The sequence below is a fragment of the Nocardia sp. NPDC051981 genome, assembly GCF_040680715.1.
GTDB lineage: Bacteria > Actinomycetota > Actinomycetes > Mycobacteriales > Mycobacteriaceae > Nocardia.
The window spans coordinates 104671-121679 of sequence record NZ_JBFAXK010000006.1 but is presented as its reverse complement, the minus strand read 5'-3'; the positions used below and the strand labels follow the sequence as shown (position 1 = coordinate 121679).

Genomic DNA, 17009 nt, shown 5'->3' with positions numbered 1-17009 from the left:
GGGCGCGCCCTTACTTGGCGTCGTCCTTGACCGGGTTGCCGTTCGCGTCGAGCTTGGCGTTGAGGCCCGCTTCCTGCCGCTGCTGCAGGGTGATCGGGGTGGGCGCGTCGGTGAGCGGGTCGACGCCGCCACCCGACTTCGGGAAGGCGATGACCTCGCGGATCGAGTCCACGCCGGCCAGCAGCGCGGTGATGCGGTCCCAGCCGAAGGCGATGCCGCCCATGGGCGGCGCGCCGTAGGAGAAGGCGTCGAGCAGGAACCCGAACTTCTCCTGGGCCTCCTCCTCACTGATGCCCATCACCTGGAACACCCGCTCCTGCACGTCCCGGCGGTGGATACGGATGGAGCCGCCGCCGATCTCGTTGCCGTTGCAGACGATGTCGTAGGCGTAGGCCAGCGCCGAGCCCGGATCGGCGTCGAAGGTGTCCAGGTGCTCGGGCATGGGCGAGGTGAAGGCGTGGTGCACGGCGGTCCAGGCCGAATGACCCAGGGCCACATCGCCGCTCGCGGTGGCGTCGGCGGTGGGCTCGAACATCGGGGCGTCCACGATCCATACGAAGGCCCAGGCGTTCTCGTCGATGAGACCGCACTTGCGGGCGATCTCGCCGCGGGCCGCGCCCAGCAGCGCACGGCTGGACTTCACGTCGCCGGCCGCGAAGAACACGCAGTCACCGGGCTCGGCGCCGACCTGCTTGGCCAGACCCTCGCGCTCGGCGTCGGTGAGGTTCTTGGCGACCGGGCCGCCGAGGGTGCCGTCCTCGTTGAAGGTGATGTAGGCCAGGCCCTTGGAGCCGCGCTGCTTGGCCCACTCCTGCCAGGCGTCGAACTGGCGGCGGGGCTGCGACGCGCCGCCCGGCATGACGACCGCGCCGACATAGGGAGCCTGGAACACGCGGAACTGCGTGTCCTCGAAGTACTCCATCATCTCGGTGATCTCGACCTCGAAGCGCAGGTCCGGCTTGTCCGAGCCGTAGCGGCGCATGGCCTCGGCATAGGTCATGTGCGGGATCGGGGTCGGGATCTCGTAGCCGACCAGCTGCCACAGCGCGGCCAGGACGTCCTCGGCCAGCAGGATGACGTCCTCCTGCTCGACGAAGCTCATCTCGATGTCGAGCTGGGTGAACTCGGGCTGGCGGTCGGCGCGGAAGTCCTCGTCGCGGTAGCAGCGCGCGATCTGGTAGTAGCGCTCGATGCCGCCGACCATGAGCAGCTGCTTGAACAGCTGCGGCGACTGCGGCAGGGCGTAGAACTTGCCGGGCTGCAGGCGGGCCGGAACCAGGAAGTCGCGCGCGCCCTCGGGGGTGGAGCGGGTCATGGTCGGGGTCTCGACCTCGACGAACGCGTGCTTGGCCAGCACGGCGCGGGCGGCGGCGTTCACCTTCGAGCGCAGGCGGATCGTGTGCGCCGGGCCTTCGCGGCGCAGGTCCAGGTAGCGGTACTTGAGGCGGGCTTCCTCGCCCGGCTCGTCGTCGAGCTGGAACGGCAGCGGCGCGGCCTCGTTCAGCACCTCGAGCTCGGTCACGTTGACCTCGATGGCGCCGGTCGGCAGGTTCGGGTTCTCGCTACCGGCCGGGCGGTTCTCGACCACGCCGACGACCTTCACCACGAACTCGTTGCGCAGCTTGTGGGCGGCCGCCGCGGGTTCGCCTTCACGGAAGACGGCCTGGGCAACACCCGACGCATCGCGCAGATCGATGAAGATCACGCCACCGTGGTCTCGCCGCCGGGCCACCCAGCCGGTGAGGGTGACGGTCTGACCGGCGTGCTCGCTTCGCAGCGAACCAGCCAAGTGGGTGCGCAGCACGGGATTCCTTTCGACGGGCTCGAAGCACCGGTGAGATGTGACCAGGTGCAGACCCATCGTAGAGAGACACGTTCAGCGAGTGGAAACCGATATCGACTCGCCCGTGTCACAGTGATAGCCATGACCTTCAACGAGGGCCTGCAAATCGACCCGAACCGGGCGAGTGGTGGCGGCGGCGGACCGGGTATGGGCGGGGGATTGGCTCTCGGCGGCGGTGCGATCGGCATCATCGCGGTGATCGCGGCACTGATCTTCGGCGGCGACCCGGGCAGCATTCTCGGCCAGTTCACGGGCGCGGACAGCAATGCCAAGCCGGGCACCGCGACCCTGCCCACGCACTGCAAGACCGGCGCCGACGCCAACAAGTACGTCGACTGCCGCGTCATCCTCACCGCCCAGAGCCTCGACGCGATCTGGGGCACCGAACTGCCCAAGCAGACCAACCGCAAGTACGTGGTCCCGAAGCTCAACCTCTTCTCCGGCGCGGTCAGCACCGGCTGCGGCCGTGCCTCCTCGGCGGTGGGCCCGTTCTACTGCCCCGCCGATCAGACCGCCTACTTCGACACCAGCTTCTTCCAGGAACTGGTCGACCGCTTCGGCTCCAGCGGCGGGCCGCTCGCCCAGGAGTACGTGGTCGCCCACGAGTTCGGCCACCACATCCAGAACCTGCTCGGCGACATCAACCGCGCCCAGCGCGACCCCCAGGGCGCCACCTCCGGCGCTGTCCGCACCGAACTCCAGGCCGACTGCTACGCCGGGGTCTGGGCCAACTACGCCGACAAGCTCCCCGCGCCCGGTTCCAACACACCCTTCCTGAAGCCGTTGACCGACAACGACATCCGCGACGCGCTCTCCGCCGCGTCCGCCGTCGGCGACGACCGGATCCAGAAGGCCGCCACCGGCCGCGTCAACCCGGAAGCCTGGACCCACGGCTCGTCGGAGGAACGCCAGAAGTGGTTCCTGACCGGCTACAAGACCGGCCAGGTCAAGGCCTGCGACACCTATTCGGCCCAGGACCTGAACAACCCGCCCGCTCTCCGCTGACCCGACCTCCCTACGGTCCCCAGCCTCGAACAGGCTGGGGACCTTGCCATTTCCGGCCTTCCACCCGTTTTCGCTCAGGGCGATGGCGGTATCCGGGTGGGATCGGCGGGGCAGCGCGGGTGCGGTTGGCGGCAGAATCGGCGCCGGCGGGTGCTTGCCCGCAAGGGAATTCGGAGGAATGCGATGCGGACAGCCAGGGCGGCAGGACTGATCGTGTACGCGCCCGAGCTCGGCGACGGGCTCAGCGATGACCAGAAGGCGTCCCACAAGCGCTTCGACGATCTGTTCCAGCGCTTGCTGAACGCCTTCGTTCCGGCCTAGCGGCGAAAGATCAGCCGACCGTCCAGGTTTCGCGGCCGGTGAGCAGCTCCTGCAGCGAGTTCTCGCTCACCGGTTTGCGTTCGACGGCGGTGTTCAGCTGGGCGCGGACACCGTCGTCGTAGGTGGGGCGGGAGACGCTGCGGAAGATGCCGGTTACCACGTGGGTGAGGTCCTGGTCGGACAGGCGGGACAGGGCGTAGGCGTATTCGGGGTGGTCGGTATAGGCGTCGTGGACCACGATCTCCGCTTCGGCGACACTGTCGGCGCGCGCCACCCGCAGGCCGAAACCAGCACGGACCACGGCGAATTCACCGTCCGCGCCGAAGCGGATGGGCTCGCCGTGCCGCAACCGGACCAGATGGGATTCGGCGTTCTCCCGGCGCAGCGCGTCGAAGGAGCCGTCGTTGAAGATCGGGCAGTCCTGCAGGATCTCCACGAACGAGGTGCCGCGGTGTTCGGCGGCGGCGCGCAGCACCTCGGTGAGCCCGGTCCGATCCGAGTCCAGCGCGCGGGCGGCGAAGGTGGCCTCGGCGCCCAGTGCCACCGACAGGGTGTTGAACGGATGGTCGACCGAGCCCATCGGGGTGGACTTGGTGACCTTGCCGGTCTCCGAGGTCGGTGAGTACTGGCCCTTGGTGAGGCCGTAGATCCGGTTGTTGAACAACAGGATCGTCATGTTCACATTGCGGCGCAGCGCGTGGATGAGGTGGTTGCCGCCGATGGACAGCGCGTCGCCGTCACCGGTCACCACCCAGACCGACAGATCGGGCCGGGTCACCGCCATGCCCGTGGCAATGGCCGGCGCGCGGCCGTGGATCGAGTGGATCCCGTACGCCTCCAGGTAGTACGGGAACCGGCTCGAGCAGCCGATGCCGGATACGAACATGAGGTTCTCGCGCTCGAGACCCAGATCGGCCAGGAAGCCGCGCACGGTGGCCAGAATGACGTAGTCGCCGCACCCGGGGCACCAGCGCACCTCCTGATCGGAGGTGAAGTCCTTCGCCTTCTGCGGCCGGTCGGCCCGCGGCACGCCGGACAGTCCGGTGAGGCCGAGATCGGTACCCACGAGCGCGTTTTCGAGAATGGTCATCAGTTGCCCCCTGGGGTGCGGTAGGTCGCCCGCGCGCGTGCGGCGAAGGCCTTGGCCTGTTCCATCTCCGCGATGGAACCGTCCAGGGCCGCGTCGATGACGCCGACCAGTTCCTGTGCTTGGAAGGCGGTGCCGGCGATCTTGGTCCACGGCTGCACGTCGACCAGGTAGCGGGCGCGCAGCAGCATGGCCAGCTGGCCGCCGTTCATCTCCGGGCAGACCACGGTGCGGTAGCGGCGCAGCACGTCACCGAGGTTGGGCGGGAAGGGGTTCAGGTTCCGCAGATGCGCCTGCGCCACCGGCACCCCGCGCCGCCGCGCCCGCCGGCACGCCTCGCCGATCGGCCCGTAGGAGCTGCCCCAGCCGATGAGCAGCAGTTCGGCGCGGTCCCCCGGATCGTCCACCTCGAGATCGGGCACCGCGATGCCGTCGATCTTGGCCTGCCGAATCCGCACCATCAGCTCGTGATTGGCCGGGTCGTAGGAGATATTGCCGCTGCCGTCGGCCTTTTCGAGCCCGCCGATGCGGTGGGCGCGGCCCACGGTGCCGGGCACCGCCAGCGGCCGGGCCAGGGTCTCCGGATCGCGCGCGTAGGGCTGGAACGAATCGCCCTCCGCGCCCTCGGGTTCGAAGCCCGGATCGATCGGGGCCAGCTCGGTGACCTGTGGAATCGCCCACGGCTCGGAACCGTTGGCGATGGCGCCGTCGGACAGCAGCAGTACGGGCGTGCGGTAGGTCAGCGCGATGCGGGCGGCGTCGACCGCGGCGTCGAAGCAGTCCGCCGGTGAGCGCGGCGCGACGATGGCCACCGGCGACTCGCCGTTGCGCCCGTAGAGCGCCTGCAGCAGGTCGGCCTGTTCGGTCTTGGTGGGCAGGCCGGTGGAGGGCCCGCCACGTTGCACGTCGATGATCACCAGCGGCAGCTCGGTCATGACGGCCAGGCCGATGGTCTCGCTCTTGAGCGCCAGCCCCGGCCCGGAGGTACTGGTCACCCCGAGCGCACCGCCGAGTGCGGCGCCCAGCGCCGCGCCGATGCCGGCGATCTCGTCCTCGGCCTGGAAGGTGGTGACGCCGAAGTTCTTGTGCTTGCTCAGTTCGTGCAGGATGTCCGAGGCCGGGGTGATCGGGTAGGTGCCCAGGAAGACCGGCAGCCCGGACAGCTGCCCGGCGGTGACGATGCCGTAGGCGAGCGCGGTGTTGCCGGTGATCTGCCGGTAGGTGCCGGGCGGCAGCGTCGCGGGGGCTATCTCGTAGGTGGTGGCGAAGGCCTCGGTGGTTTCGCCGTAATTCCAGCCTGCCCGGAATGCGAGAATATTCGCTTCGGCGACATCCGGTGTGGCCGCGAATTTCTCCCGCATGAACTGTTCGGTGCCGCCGATGGGCCGCCCGTACATCCACGACAGCAAGCCGAGCGCGAACATATTCTTCGCGCGCTGCCCATCTTTCTTGCCCACACCGGTCGGTTCGGTTGCCCCGAGTGTCAGGGATGTCATGGGCACCCGGTGCACTACGAAATCGGTCAGTGTGTCATCGGTGAGCGGATCACCGGCATAGCCGACCTTGGTCAGATTCCGCTTGGTGAATTCGTCAGTATTCACGATCACCGTCGCCCCGCGGGCCAAATCCTCCAGATTCGCCTTCAGCGCAGCAGGATTCATGGCGACCAATACGTCGGGCTGGTCGCCGGCGGTGAGGATGTCGTAGTCCGCGATCTGGATCTGGAACGACGACACGCCCGGTAGCGTGCCCTGGGGCGCGCGGATCTCGGCGGGGAAGTTCGGTTGGGTGGCAAGGTCATTGCCGAAGGCGGCGGCCTCGTGGGTGAAACGGTCACCGGTGAGCTGCATACCGTCACCGGAGTCACCCGCGAAGCGGATGACGACTCTTTCCAATTTCTCGACCGCCGATTTGGCTGTGGCGCGGCCGTTTCCGGCCGCCGCAATGCCGCCGTCGGACGGAGCTTTCACAGTGCTGTTGTGCAGCGGAGCCACAGTATCTTTGTGCGGCAGCGCCGCAGGGTCGTCATGCTGCGAAACCATGCGCGTGCATCACTTCCTCGTCAGGTGTGAGGTACCAACGCCAAACTACTCCGCAATATTCGCGACACACCCGTGAAGCGCAATGGTTTCGATCAAAGAACCGCCATCAGGCGAACAACGCCAGCTGCGGATCGGGCGTGTGCGATTCGGCGACGCGGACCTCGGGTTCGGCCGGCCGATCGCGGTTCAAACGGTGTTTCTCCAGCAACGGCTCGATTCGGCCGCGTAGCCACGCAGAATACTCCGGTGTCACCGAAGCACCCCGACCATACAGTTGCCGGTAGCGCCGTAGCAGCGCCGGGTGGGCTTCGGCCAGCCAATTGAGGAACCAGCCGCGCGTGGAGCCGCGCAGATGCATGGGGAACGCCGTGACACCGGCGGCCCCGGCCTCGGCGATGGCGGCGAAGAGCGCGTCGAGATGCGCCTGGGAGTCGGTGAGGTATGGAATGACCGGCGCCACCATGACATTCACCGCGAATCCGGCGTCGGCCAGGGCGCGCACCAGTTCCAGTCGCGCCCGCGGCGAGGGCGTGCCGGGCTCGAGGCCGCGATGCAGCTCCGGATCCAGAATGGCGATGGAGACGGCGAGGTGCACCGGCACCTGCCCAGCGGCTTGGACCAGCAGCGGCAGATCCCGCCGTAGCAGCGTGCCCTTGGTGAGAATGGAGAACCCGGTGCCGGAGTCGGCGAGCGCGGAGATGATGCCGGGCATGAGCCGGTAGCGGCCCTCGGCGCGCTGATAGGGATCGGTATTCGTGCCCAGCGCAACCGATTCCCGCCGCCACGACCGCTTGTGCAGTTCGCGCCGCAGCACCGGGACCACATTGGTCTTGACCACGATCTGGGAGTCGAAATCGGCCCCCGCATCCAGGTCGAGGTACTCGTGTGTGCCGCGGGCGAAGCAGTAGCGGCACGCGTGCGAGCAGCCCCGCATGGGATTGATGGTCCAGCTGAAGGGCAGATTGCTGTCGGGCACCCGGTTCAGGGCACTCTTGCAGAGCACCTCGTGAAACGTGATGCCCTCGAACTCGGGCGTCTGTACGCTGCGTACGAAACCCGCACGTTCGAGCCCGGGTAGCGCGCCGTCATCGGCGCCGAGGGTTTGCCTTTGCCAACGCACCACCCCAGTCGAACATGCGTTCTAACGACTGTCAAGCAATCTTCTGCGTGTCGGACTCGATCGGCTGCCCGTTGTAGAAGGCGACCAGATCCCGAATGGTCTGCTCGGCGGGCCGCGGCCGGTAACCGAGTTCCTCGGTGGCCTTGGTGCGCTCGACGATCGGCGCCGACAGCAGCGCTCCCATGGCCGCCTTGGAGATGCGGTCACTGCCCAGCGCACGGGCGACGGGCTCCATGACCGGCATGCACGCGTTGATGACCTTGGCCGGAATCGCGAAGGCGGGCTTCATCTTCCCGTTGACCTCGGCGGCGGTGCGGGTGGCCTGGAACATGTCGGTGAAGTGCCCGCCCAGCAGGTAGTTCTCACCGGTGCGGCCGCGCTCGCTCGCGAGCACCAGGCCCTGGGCCACGTCGCGCACGTCGACCAGGTCGAAGCCGCCGCTGATCATGACCGGCACCCGCCCGCGCGCGGCGTCCCACAGCGTGGTGTTGATGCGCGAGGCGGTGTTGTCGATCGGGCCGTACACACCGGTCGGGTTGCACACCACCGCGTCCAGGCCCTTGTCGATGATCTTGCGCAGCTCGATCTCGCCCTGCCACTTGGAGCGGTCGTACACCGGCAGCCCGGGATCGATGGACCGCGGCGAGCGCTCGTTGATCCGGCCGCCACAGCTGTACTGGTTGAACGCGTGAATGGAGCTGGTGTGCACCATCCGCCGCACGCCGACCTCGCGGGCGGCGTCCGCGACGATACGCACGCCCTCGGTGTTGACCCGCCAGGCCACGTCGTTCTTGTGGGCCAGGGTGATGAGCGCGACCAGGTGGTAGACCACCTCGGCCCCGTCCAGCGCCACGCGCATGGATGCCGGGTCCAGCACGTCACCGTTGACCCAGGTGACACCGGGCTGGCTCGCGCCCGCGACCCGGTCGATGGCAGTCACTTCGTGACCGCGATCGGTAAGCAGGCGAAGCAAATTGGTGCCAAGGAACCCGGCAGCGCCGGTGACTGCGACCTTCATGGTGACGAGAATATAGAACTTGTTCTAATTTGCAACAACGGTGTGGTTGCGGTGTGGCCGCGCACGCCACGCCGGTCTGGACGATGGAACGGGATATATTCGCCATCCGCATGTCCATGACGATCAGGGGGTACTGCCATGGCCGATCTCTGGGTCGACACCGGTGCGGTCCGCACATTCGCCGCCGCACAGGACGGCGTCGCCGCCGACATCGCCGCCCAGGGCGGCCTCGACACGGTGTCCCACGTCGCGGCCATGACACCGGTCTTCGGGCTCATCGGCGCTAACTTCCTGGCCGGCTTCGCGGTCGCCGAACTCCTGCACGATCGCGACATCGCCGCCCTCTCCGCCCGCTTCGGCGCCCTCGGCCGGGCTGCCTTCGGATCGGCCGCCACCTACGACACCACCGACGCCGAATTCGCCGGGGGCCTCGGCACGGCCGCCGGGCAGATCGGCGAACGGCCATGAGGCCGATCGACTCCGGCGTCATCGATGCCCTCCGCCCGGCGGATCCGGACACCAGCGCGAGGGGAGCCGACCGCGTGAGCGTCACCGGTCCGATCCCGGATCTGCCGCTGGACACACCGCCCACCGACATGCCGCCATTCGAACCGCCGGAATTCGCGCTCGCGCGTCAGGAATTCGAGCAGGTCAGCTCGCCGCTCGCCGGAAGAGTCCCAGGCGGTGCTGCCGCAGAGTCACGGACCGGCACGCTCGGCGACACGGTCGCACTCGCGCTGGATGGCGCCCACGATGCGCTCTCGGGCGCGCAGGACGCACTCGGCACTGCCGAGGCCGTGCTCGGTTCCGCGGACGCCGCCCTGAACACGGTGCCCGCCGCGCTCGATGCCGCGCAGGCCGCGCTGGCCCGGGCCGCCGCCGATCCCGCGGCCGCGTTGCCGCCGCTGCCCGCCGATCCGGTCGGCGATCTCATGAAGGGCCTGGCGCTTCCCGCGATTCCCGGACTGGACGCGCTGTTCGAGCCGTTCCTGGACCTGTTGCAGAGCTTCGGCACCGGCATCCTCGGCCGGCTGAATCCGGCGACCCTGCTCGGCACCGGGTCGAAGGTCATCGGGGCCGCGGTCCGGATCGGCGGGGGCGCGCTCGAGACCGTCGAATCCCTGTGGCAGGGGCAGGCTTCCCAGCGTGCGCAGGAGTCGGGCCGGCAGGCCGGGAACCACGGCCGGGAGACCGCCCAGCGCGGCTTCGACCTGTCGTCGATCACCACTCGGGCCGCGGCCGTGGTGCAGCGGGGCAATATCCAGCTCACCGCCATCGCGGAGGCATTCGCCGCCGAGGCCACGGCGCTGGCCCCGCTGATCCTGACCCCGATCGGCCAGACCGCGCTGATCGCCTCGGCCACCCGGCATCTCGGCGAGGCCGTCGCGGTCGTGAACGCCACGCACGGCGAACTCTCGGTCTACACCGCGCAGGTGCACGGCATCATCGGTCAGCTGCTCGGTCAGGGCGGCGGCCCGAACCCGGCCGAGGTCGCGCGGTCGCTGGCACAGAATGTCGGCAGGCCGATCCTGGAGCAGGCCGAGGACCTGTTCGGAAGCGGCCTGCAGGCAGCCACCCGCACGCCCGGCGCACCGCTCGAGGCCGATCCGGTCAGTGGTCTCCCGAACACCACTGCCGCTGGGGCCGGCGGGATCGGAGTCGGCGGTGGCGGTCTCGGCGGCGACCTGCCGTCAACCCCTGGCGGCCCCGGGTCCTCGATCCCCGGTGGCAAGGTCACCAACCCCGCCGATCCATTCGGCGCGGGAGCGGCCGACATCACCGGCCTCGGCGGCCCGGCCGGTACGGGCTTCATGGGCTCCCCCGCCACCACGGGCAAGGGCGGTGCGGCCGATGCCGAGCACGGCCGCACCGTGCGACCGCACCGAAGCCACACCGCCGAAAGCGAACTCACCGGCAACCTGGGCACCTTCGCCCCCGGTGTCATCGGCGAGCCGGCCGAAAGCACGGACGTGGCCGAGACCGATCCCGCCTGATCCGAGTGCGGCACAGCCGCTTTCGCGGCGGCACGGTCGTCTCCGGACAGCAGAATGCCGCGGTGATCGGGTCGGGTACCCCGGTCACCGCGGCATCGGTGGAGGCCGAAATGCGGCTGTACACCCCGCGGGCTCGGCCACCGTTCAGGGCGCGCGGTCGGCGCGCCGCGGTGGATTACACCGCGGTCGGCCGCGTCTGCGCGTCGATTCCGCCGTCGATGACGAACTGGGCGCCGTGGATGAAGCCGGCCTGCGGGCCGACCAGATAGGCGATGAGGGAGGCGATCTCCTCGGGCTTGCCATTGCGGCCGATGGGGGCCACGAAGTTGCGGATGGCGTCACCGTAGCGCGGATCGTCCAGACCGGCCTGCAGCAGCGGGGTTTCGACGCTGCCGGGGGCGACGGTGTTCAGGCGCACGCCGGCGGCGCCCCACTCCACGGCGCGTTCGCGCACGGCCACGGTGACGGCGTTCTTGGAGGACGCGTAGGCGTAGTGGCCCGCGAAATCCCCGGCCTGGGCGAAGGCCTCGGCCTCGGTGCCCGTGCGGATCGGGTTGTCCTCCCATTTGATCTGGGTGGAGGCCACCGACGAAACCACCACGGCCGCAGGGTTTTCACCCTTGCGCAGTGCGGGCAGCAGGGCGTCGAGCAGGGCCACGGTGGCCCGGTAGTTGATCTCCACCACCAGGTTCGGGTCGGGCACCTGCGGGCCGACACCGGCACACAGCACCACGCCGTCCAGCACTCCCCCGGATCGCTCCACGATCTCCTCGACCGCGGCCGCGCGCGCCGCGGCGTCGGTGAGGTCGACGGTGATGTCGGCGTTGCGCAGGTCGATCCCGATGATGTCGTGCCCGGCGGCGCGCAGGGCGGCGGCTGTGGCCGCGCCGATGCCCGAGCCGGAGCCGGTGATGGCGATCGTCATGACGCGATTAGAACAAGATCCAGGAATCCGGACAAGCCCACCGGGACGGGCATCTCAGCCACCGGGACGGCTACGACCGGGCGGTCTGCTGCTGCGATACGACAGGTGAGCACCTCCAGCAGGATCGGGTGCGAAGGGTGCGGATCGCTCGTTCGACTGCCTTTCCCGCGAGCCTCCCGCTAGCATCACTCACAGAACTAGAATCGGTTCTAGTTTTTGTACTGGCTCACTGTCGAGAGGACGATCGATGCGCTTCACCTACGCGGAGGCGATGACCAACCCGGATTACTACATCCCCCTCGCGCAGGCCGCCGAGGCCGCCGGGTTCCACAGCATCACCGTGGCCGACAGCATCGCCTACCCGGCCGAGTCGGATTCCAAGTACCCGTACACCGCCGACGGCAATCGCGAGTTCCTGGACGGCAAGCCGTTCATCGAGACCTTCGTGCTGTCGGCCGCCCTCGCCGCGGCCACCACCACGCTGCGCATGACCCCGTTCGTGCTCAAGCTGCCCATCCGCCCGCCGGTGCTGGTGGCCAAGCAGGCCAGTTCGCTGGCCCGCCTGAGCAACAACCGCTTCGCCCTGGGCGTGGGCATCAGCCCGTGGCCGGAGGACTTCCAGATGATGGGCGTCCCGTTCGAGAAGCGCGGCAAGCGCCTGGACGAGTGCATCGAGATCGTGCGCGGCCTGTCCACCGGTGAGTACTTCGAGTACCACGGCGAGTTCTACGACATCCCGAAGATCAAGCTCACCCCCGCCCCGACCCAGCCGCTGCCGATCCTGGTCGGCGGGCACAGCGATGCCGCGCTGCGCCGCGCGGTGCGGCTGTGCGACGGCTGGATGCACGCCGGCGGCAAGGGCGACGACCTGGACAAGTACCTGGCGCGGATCAACGAATTGCGCAGCGAGCGCGACAATCCGGGCGAGTTCGAGATCCACGCGGTCTCCCGCGACGGCTACACCACCGACGGGGTGAAGCGCCTCGAGGAGAAGGGCATCACCGATCTGATCGTCGGCTTCCGCAACTCGTACGCGATGGAGCCCGACACGGAGTCGCTGGAGGAGAAGATCGTCAAGATCAAGTGGTACGGCGAGAACGTGATCAGCAAGCTGAGCTGATCACCTCCACTCGCCGGGGCTGATCAGGACCGCTTGGCGTACCCCAGGTCGACCACGGCGTCGCGCTCGCTCACCAGCTCCGCGACGCTGTGGTCGATCCGAGTGCGGGCGAACTCGCCGATCTCCAGGTCCGGCACGATGGTGTACTCGCCATCGGCGCAGGTCACCGGGAACGAGCTGATCAGTCCCTCGGGCACGCCGTAGGAGCCGTCCGAGGGCACCGCCATCGAGGTCCAGTCGCCGGGCGCGGTACCCAGCACCCAGTCGTGGATGTGGTCGATGGCGGCGCTGGCCGCGCTCGCCGCCGAGGACGCGCCGCGCGCCTTGATGATGGCGGTGCCGCGCTGCTGCACGGTCGGGATGAAATCGCCGGTCACCCAGGCATCGTCGGCGATCAGCTCGAGCGCGCCCCGCCCGCCGACCGTCGCGTGAGCGAGGTCCGGGTACTGCGTCGCGGAGTGATTGCCCCACACCGTGATCCGCGCGATGTCGGCGGCTGCCGCCCCGGTCTTCTTCGCCACCTGCGCGATCGCGCGATTGTGGTCGAGCCGGGTGAGCGCGGTGAACCGCCCGGCGGGCACGTCGGGCGCATTGCTCATGGCGATGAAGGCGTTGGTATTGGCCGGATTCCCGACCACCAGCACCCGGATGTCCTCGGCCGCATTGGCATTGATGGCCGCGCCCTGATCGGTGAAGATCGGCCCGTTGGCCGCCAGCAGATCCGACCGTTCCATGCCCGCGGTCCGCGGCCGCGCCCCCACCAGGATCGCGATATTGGCCCCGTCGAATCCGATCCACGGGTCATCGGCGATATCGATGCCCGCCAGCAGCGGGAACGCCCCGTCCTCGAGTTCCATCGCCACGCCCTCGAGCGATCCGACGGCGGCCGGAATCTCCAGCAGCCGCAACCGCACCGGCGTCTCGGACCCGAGTAGCGCCCCCGACGCGATGCGGAAGAGCAATCCGTAGGCGATCTGCCCGGCGGCTCCGGTCACGGTGACGGTCACTGGCGCGGTGGTGCTCACGACGATCTCCTCGCGATGGCGGGTAGGTCCGTCTTCACCCTAGCCAGGCTCACTCCCCCGCGTCCCGCCCCGTGAGCAGCACGTGAGCAAACAGACACCGGCACCGGCCGGCGAATCCGGCTCGGGGATCGGTGAATTGACCGCTCAGTGGGCGAGGTCGGCGATGTCGGAGTCGCTGAGGACGACCGGGGCGACCTGGTCGCGGTCGCGGACCATGCGGACGGCCCGGTAGAGGGGCCGTTGCTCGGCGACGGCGTCGCGGGCCTCGGCGCGCAGTTGCTGGACGAGCAGTCCGGAGATGGCGAGGGCGGACGCGAGGGGGCAACCGGCCAGGGCGTCGGCGAGTTTGCGCAGGCCCAGAATGTGCAGTTCGCGGCCGCTGCCGGAGTCGCTGTAGATGGCCAGCGGCACGACCTGGGTGTCGGCGCCCGCGGTGACGCGCAGCACGATGCGGCTGATCTTGCCCGGGTAGACCAGGATTTCGGCGGCGGTGGCGCCGGCCAGGTCGAGGCGGCGTTCGCCGCGCCAGGTGCGGGCACGGATAACGGTGCCGGACACCGTGATTCGCCGCCGCTGCACGGCCACGGCGTAGAGGGCGGTGGGTGCGCCGAGCACGAGGCCGGTGGCGAGGGCGATCGGCCAGTGCACGAACAGCGCCATCAGCAGTCCGACCCCGATGCCGATGCCGAGCGCGGCCAGGGTGAGCCTGCGCAGGGCCGGGGCCAGCAGTTCGGGGGCGACCAGGTCGAGGCCGATTTCGCCGTCGGACCCCGGTTTCGATTCATCAGTCACAGCAGCGCATTCGTCCAAGTCTCGATGGGTCGGGCCTGCCGGCGGCACGCACCGCCCCCGCGGGACGCACCGCACGGTACCAGCAGGTCCTGACCCCATACCCCGATTTGCCCCACCCCAAGCCCCCATCGGCGCGGCGGCTGCCGGCCGGGCCGGACAGCGGCGCTGTCCGGCTCGGCCGACGGGTCAGTTCTGCTCGCCCGCGAGTGCGGCCGCGACCTGGGCGACGGCCTCGTCCAGGGGGATCTCGCGCTGTTCGCCGGTGCTCAGATCCTTGAGCCCGATCTGGCCCTCGGCGACCTCGCGGTCACCGAGCACCAGGGCCAGCTGCGCGCCGGACTTGTCGGCCGCCTTCATCGCGCCCTTCATCCCGCGGCCGCCGTAGGCGAGGTCGACGCGAATGCCGGCCCGGCGCAACTCGGCCGCGAGCACCACCAGGCGCTGCTTGGCCACTTCACCGAGCGGGACGCCGAACACCTGGACGCGGGGACCGTCGACGGCGGACTTGCCCTCGGCTTCGAGCGCCAGCACCGTCCGGTCGACGCCGATGCCGAAGCCGATGCCCGACAGCGGCTGCCCGCCGAGCTCGGCCATCAGCCCGTCGTAACGGCCGCCGCCGCCGATGCCGGACTGCGCGCCCAGCCCGTCGTGCACGAATTCGAAGGTGGTCTTCGTGTAGTAGTCGAGCCCGCGCACCATGCGCGGGTTGACCACATACGGCACGCCCAGCGCGTCGAGGAGGCCGAGCACCTGCTCGAAGTGCGCCTTGGCCGACTCCGACAGGTGGTCGATCATGAGCGGCGCGTCGACGGTCATCTCCTTGACCTCGGGACGCTTGTCGTCGAGCACCCGCAGCGGGTTGATCGCCGCCCGGCGCTTGGTCTCCTCGTCCAGCGGCAGCTTGAACAGGAAGTCCTGCAACAGTTCTCGATACTGCGGCCGGCAGGTCTCGTCGCCGAGCGAGGTGATCTCGAGCCGGAAACCCTCCAGTCCGAGCCCCCGGAATCCGGCGTCGGCGATGGCGATCACCTCGGCGTCCAGCGCCGGATCGTCGACGCCGATGGCCTCCACGCCGACCTGCTGCAGCTGCCGGTAGCGGCCCTTCTGCGGGCGCTCGTACCGGAAGAACGGCCCGGCGTAGCAGAGTTTGACGGGCAGCGCCCCGCGGTCGAGGCCGTTCTCGATGACCGCCCGCATGACGCCGGCGGTGCCTTCGGGGCGCAGGGTGAAGCTCTCGCCATTGCGGTCGGCGAAGGTCCACATCTCCTTGGTGACGACGTCGGTGGACTCGCCCACACCCCGCGCGAACAGGGCGGTCTCTTCGAAGATCGGCAGCTCGACATGCCCGTATCCGGCCAATCGCGCCGTCCCGACGAGGGCGTCGCGGACGGCGACGAACTCGGCGGACGTGGGTGGCAGATAGTCGGGGACCCCCCTCGGGGCACGGAAGCTGCTGGTCTTGGTCACGCTGCCCAGTTTTCACCACGCCCGTCCGCCAAGTCCAACCGGTTACCGGCCGACGGCCACCAGGGCCTGCCATATGTAGGTTTTTCTCAGCGAATGCAGGTAATGTCTGCCGCGGCCGCTGGGCTGACGGCCGCAGTCTGTACAGACATCAGATACCGACCGTTCACGGAGGGACAGTTAGTGCCGAGCAATGAACAGCGACGCGCTGCGGCGAAGCGGAAGCTGGAGCGTCAACTGGAGAATCGGGCCCAGCGGGCGCGTAAGCGCAAGCAACTCACCATCGCGGCCTCGGCCCTGGGTGTTGTGGTCGCGGTCGCGGCCGGTGTCGGCATCTACTTCCTCACCAAGGGCGATGACAACAGCACCAGCGCCAAGGCCTCGGAGACTCCGGACGCCTCGCTGACCGCCGCTCCCCCGCCGGCCGCCAAGGCCAAGCCGGCCTCGGTCAGCTGTACGTACCGTCCGTCGCAGAAGCCGGCCGACAAGCCGGTGAATCCGCCGAGCACGGCCAATATCTCCACCGCCGGTGATGTCAAGGCGACCATGGACACCAGCCAGGGTCCGATCTCCATGACCCTGACCCCGAGTGAATCCCCCTGCACGGTCAACAGTTTCGAGAGCCTGGCCAAGCAGAAGTTCTTCGACAACACCAGCTGCCATCGCATCACCACGGGCAAGGGCCTGGAGGTGCTGCAGTGCGGCGACCCTACCGGTAGCGGAATGGGCGGTCCCGGTTACGAATTCGACAACGAGTACCCGACCGACCAGTACGACCCGAATGATCAAGCCGCCCAGTACCCGGTCGCCTACAAGCGCGGCGTGCTCGCCATGGCCAACGCCGGCCCGGGCACCAATGGCAGCCAGTTCTTCCTGGTCTACGGCGATTCCCAACTGCCGCCGCAGTACACCATCTTCGGCACGGTCGACGACGCCGGTCTCGCCACCCTCGACAAGATCGCCAAGGCGGGTGTCCAGGGCGGCGGCCAGGACGGAAAGCCGGCCGCGGACGTGAACATCCAATCAGTCCAAATCAACTGACCAGCATGGTTTTTCGGGCCCGGCGCTTCCCGCGCCGGGCCCGATTCTTTTCCGGCGAAGGTCTCAGGAAGGTCCCGTTGAACCTCTTGCGTAAGGCTTCCCTAACCAAAGAAAATCCTGACTTTTCCACGACCTGCCGGAATTGTGCGATATATGCTGGATCGCGACGCGCGCGCACGGTGGTTTCGGAGTTTTCGCTGGTAACCTCGTAG

General features: G+C 68.8%; 15 protein-coding genes. 6 read left to right on the top strand and 9 right to left on the bottom strand.

The features are described 5' to 3' along the window. Positions 1-10: 10 nt before the first annotated feature. A complete protein-coding gene (aspS, locus tag AB0L60_RS13830; RefSeq protein ID WP_364612353.1) occupies positions 11-1804 on the bottom strand; it encodes an aspartate--tRNA ligase in 1794 nt (597 codons plus the stop codon). 120 nt (positions 1805-1924) lie between these two features. On the opposite strand from aspS, the gene AB0L60_RS13825 reads away from it, so the two are divergent. Both AB0L60_RS13825 and AB0L60_RS13820 read left to right on the top strand, forming a co-directional pair. Then, entirely contained in the window at positions 1925-2848 is a 924-nt protein-coding gene (locus tag AB0L60_RS13825; RefSeq protein WP_364612350.1) for a neutral zinc metallopeptidase, read from the top strand. 183 nt (positions 2849-3031) lie between these two features. Further along, complete coding sequence (locus AB0L60_RS13820; protein WP_364612346.1) at positions 3032-3169, top strand: hypothetical protein; 138 nt, start codon at positions 3032-3034, stop codon at positions 3167-3169. Positions 3170-3179: 10 nt separating this feature from the next. Here AB0L60_RS13820 and AB0L60_RS13815 read toward each other — a convergent pair whose 3' ends face one another. From AB0L60_RS13815 to AB0L60_RS13800, 4 genes are all read right to left on the bottom strand, one after another. Next, the gene (locus tag AB0L60_RS13815) at positions 3180-4259 is read right to left on the bottom strand and encodes a 2-oxoacid:ferredoxin oxidoreductase subunit beta (RefSeq protein WP_364612343.1); all 1080 of its coding nucleotides are present in this window, start codon (positions 4257-4259) and stop codon (positions 3180-3182) included. Next, positions 4259-6202 carry a 2-oxoacid:acceptor oxidoreductase subunit alpha gene (locus AB0L60_RS13810; protein WP_364613087.1) on the bottom strand — a complete coding sequence of 648 codons (1944 nt, stop codon included), beginning with the start codon at positions 6200-6202 and terminating at the stop codon, positions 4259-4261. The genes AB0L60_RS13815 and AB0L60_RS13810 overlap by 1 nt, the downstream gene beginning before the upstream one ends. A 202-nt stretch (positions 6203-6404) precedes the next feature. Continuing rightward, the gene (locus AB0L60_RS13805) at positions 6405-7418 is read right to left on the bottom strand and encodes an Rv2578c family radical SAM protein (RefSeq protein WP_357008184.1); all 1014 of its coding nucleotides are present in this window, start codon (positions 7416-7418) and stop codon (positions 6405-6407) included. A 31-nt stretch (positions 7419-7449) separates the two neighbouring features. Beyond that, positions 7450-8436, bottom strand: coding sequence for an NAD-dependent epimerase/dehydratase family protein (locus AB0L60_RS13800; RefSeq protein ID WP_364612339.1), 987 nt, complete (start codon positions 8434-8436; stop codon positions 7450-7452). A 138-nt stretch (positions 8437-8574) separates the two neighbouring features. Here AB0L60_RS13800 and AB0L60_RS13795 point away from each other — a divergent pair, with 138 nt between their 5' ends. Together AB0L60_RS13795 and AB0L60_RS13790 are read left to right on the top strand one after the other, a co-directional pair. After that, positions 8575-8904 (top strand): type VII secretion target, encoded by a 330-nt coding sequence (locus tag AB0L60_RS13795; protein WP_364612336.1) that lies wholly within the window; start codon positions 8575-8577, stop codon positions 8902-8904. Further along, positions 8901-10430: a hypothetical protein gene (locus AB0L60_RS13790; RefSeq protein ID WP_364612333.1), complete on the top strand. Its 1530-nt coding sequence runs from the start codon at positions 8901-8903 to the stop codon at positions 10428-10430. Before AB0L60_RS13795 ends, AB0L60_RS13790 begins: the two co-directional genes overlap by 4 nt. Positions 10431-10605: 175 nt before the next feature. Here the strand turns inward: AB0L60_RS13790 and AB0L60_RS13785 are convergent, their stop codons facing one another. After that, the gene (locus AB0L60_RS13785; protein ID WP_354837294.1) at positions 10606-11355 is read right to left on the bottom strand and encodes an SDR family oxidoreductase; all 750 of its coding nucleotides are present in this window, start codon (positions 11353-11355) and stop codon (positions 10606-10608) included. A 247-nt stretch (positions 11356-11602) separates the two neighbouring features. On the opposite strand from AB0L60_RS13785, the gene AB0L60_RS13780 reads away from it, so the two are divergent. Then, on the top strand, positions 11603-12475 hold the full coding sequence (locus AB0L60_RS13780) for a TIGR03619 family F420-dependent LLM class oxidoreductase (RefSeq protein ID WP_354837292.1): 873 nt from the start codon (positions 11603-11605) through the stop codon (positions 12473-12475). A gap of 23 nt (positions 12476-12498) precedes the next feature. On the opposite strand, the gene AB0L60_RS13775 is transcribed toward AB0L60_RS13780, so the two are convergent. The 3 genes from AB0L60_RS13775 to hisS all read right to left on the bottom strand — a co-directional run bounded on the left by AB0L60_RS13775 (position 12499) and on the right by hisS (position 15759). Next, positions 12499-13500, bottom strand: coding sequence for a malate dehydrogenase (locus AB0L60_RS13775; RefSeq protein WP_364612328.1), 1002 nt, complete (start codon positions 13498-13500; stop codon positions 12499-12501). Between the two features lie 144 nt (positions 13501-13644). Beyond that, positions 13645-14292: a hypothetical protein gene (locus AB0L60_RS13770; RefSeq protein ID WP_364612325.1), complete on the bottom strand. Its 648-nt coding sequence runs from the start codon at positions 14290-14292 to the stop codon at positions 13645-13647. Between the two features lie 186 nt (positions 14293-14478). After that, entirely contained in the window at positions 14479-15759 is a 1281-nt protein-coding gene (hisS, locus tag AB0L60_RS13765) for a histidine--tRNA ligase (RefSeq protein WP_364612321.1), read from the bottom strand. A 180-nt stretch (positions 15760-15939) separates the two neighbouring features. Here hisS and AB0L60_RS13760 point away from each other — a divergent pair, with 180 nt between their 5' ends. After that, entirely contained in the window at positions 15940-16797 is an 858-nt protein-coding gene (locus AB0L60_RS13760) for a peptidylprolyl isomerase (protein WP_364612318.1), read from the top strand. Positions 16798-17009: the final 212 nt, after the last annotated feature.

Excerpts from the sequence above, each read along its gene's own strand:
- AB0L60_RS13825 (WP_364612350.1), top strand. The coding sequence starts at position 1,925 with ATGACCTTCAACGAGGGCCTGCAAATCGACCCGAACCGGGCGAGTGGT.
- AB0L60_RS13820 (WP_364612346.1), top strand. The coding sequence starts at position 3,032 with ATGCGGACAGCCAGGGCGGCAGGACTGATCGTGTACGCGCCCGAGCTC.
- AB0L60_RS13815 (WP_364612343.1), bottom strand. The coding sequence starts at position 4,259 with ATGACCATTCTCGAAAACGCGCTCGTGGGTACCGATCTCGGCCTCACC.
- AB0L60_RS13800 (WP_364612339.1), bottom strand. The coding sequence starts at position 8,436 with ATGAAGGTCGCAGTCACCGGCGCTGCCGGGTTCCTTGGCACCAATTTG.
- AB0L60_RS13795 (WP_364612336.1), top strand. The coding sequence starts at position 8,575 with ATGGCCGATCTCTGGGTCGACACCGGTGCGGTCCGCACATTCGCCGCC.
- AB0L60_RS13790 (WP_364612333.1), top strand. The coding sequence starts at position 8,901 with ATGAGGCCGATCGACTCCGGCGTCATCGATGCCCTCCGCCCGGCGGAT.
- AB0L60_RS13785 (WP_354837294.1), bottom strand. The coding sequence starts at position 11,355 with ATGACGATCGCCATCACCGGCTCCGGCTCGGGCATCGGCGCGGCCACA.
- AB0L60_RS13780 (WP_354837292.1), top strand. The coding sequence starts at position 11,603 with ATGCGCTTCACCTACGCGGAGGCGATGACCAACCCGGATTACTACATC.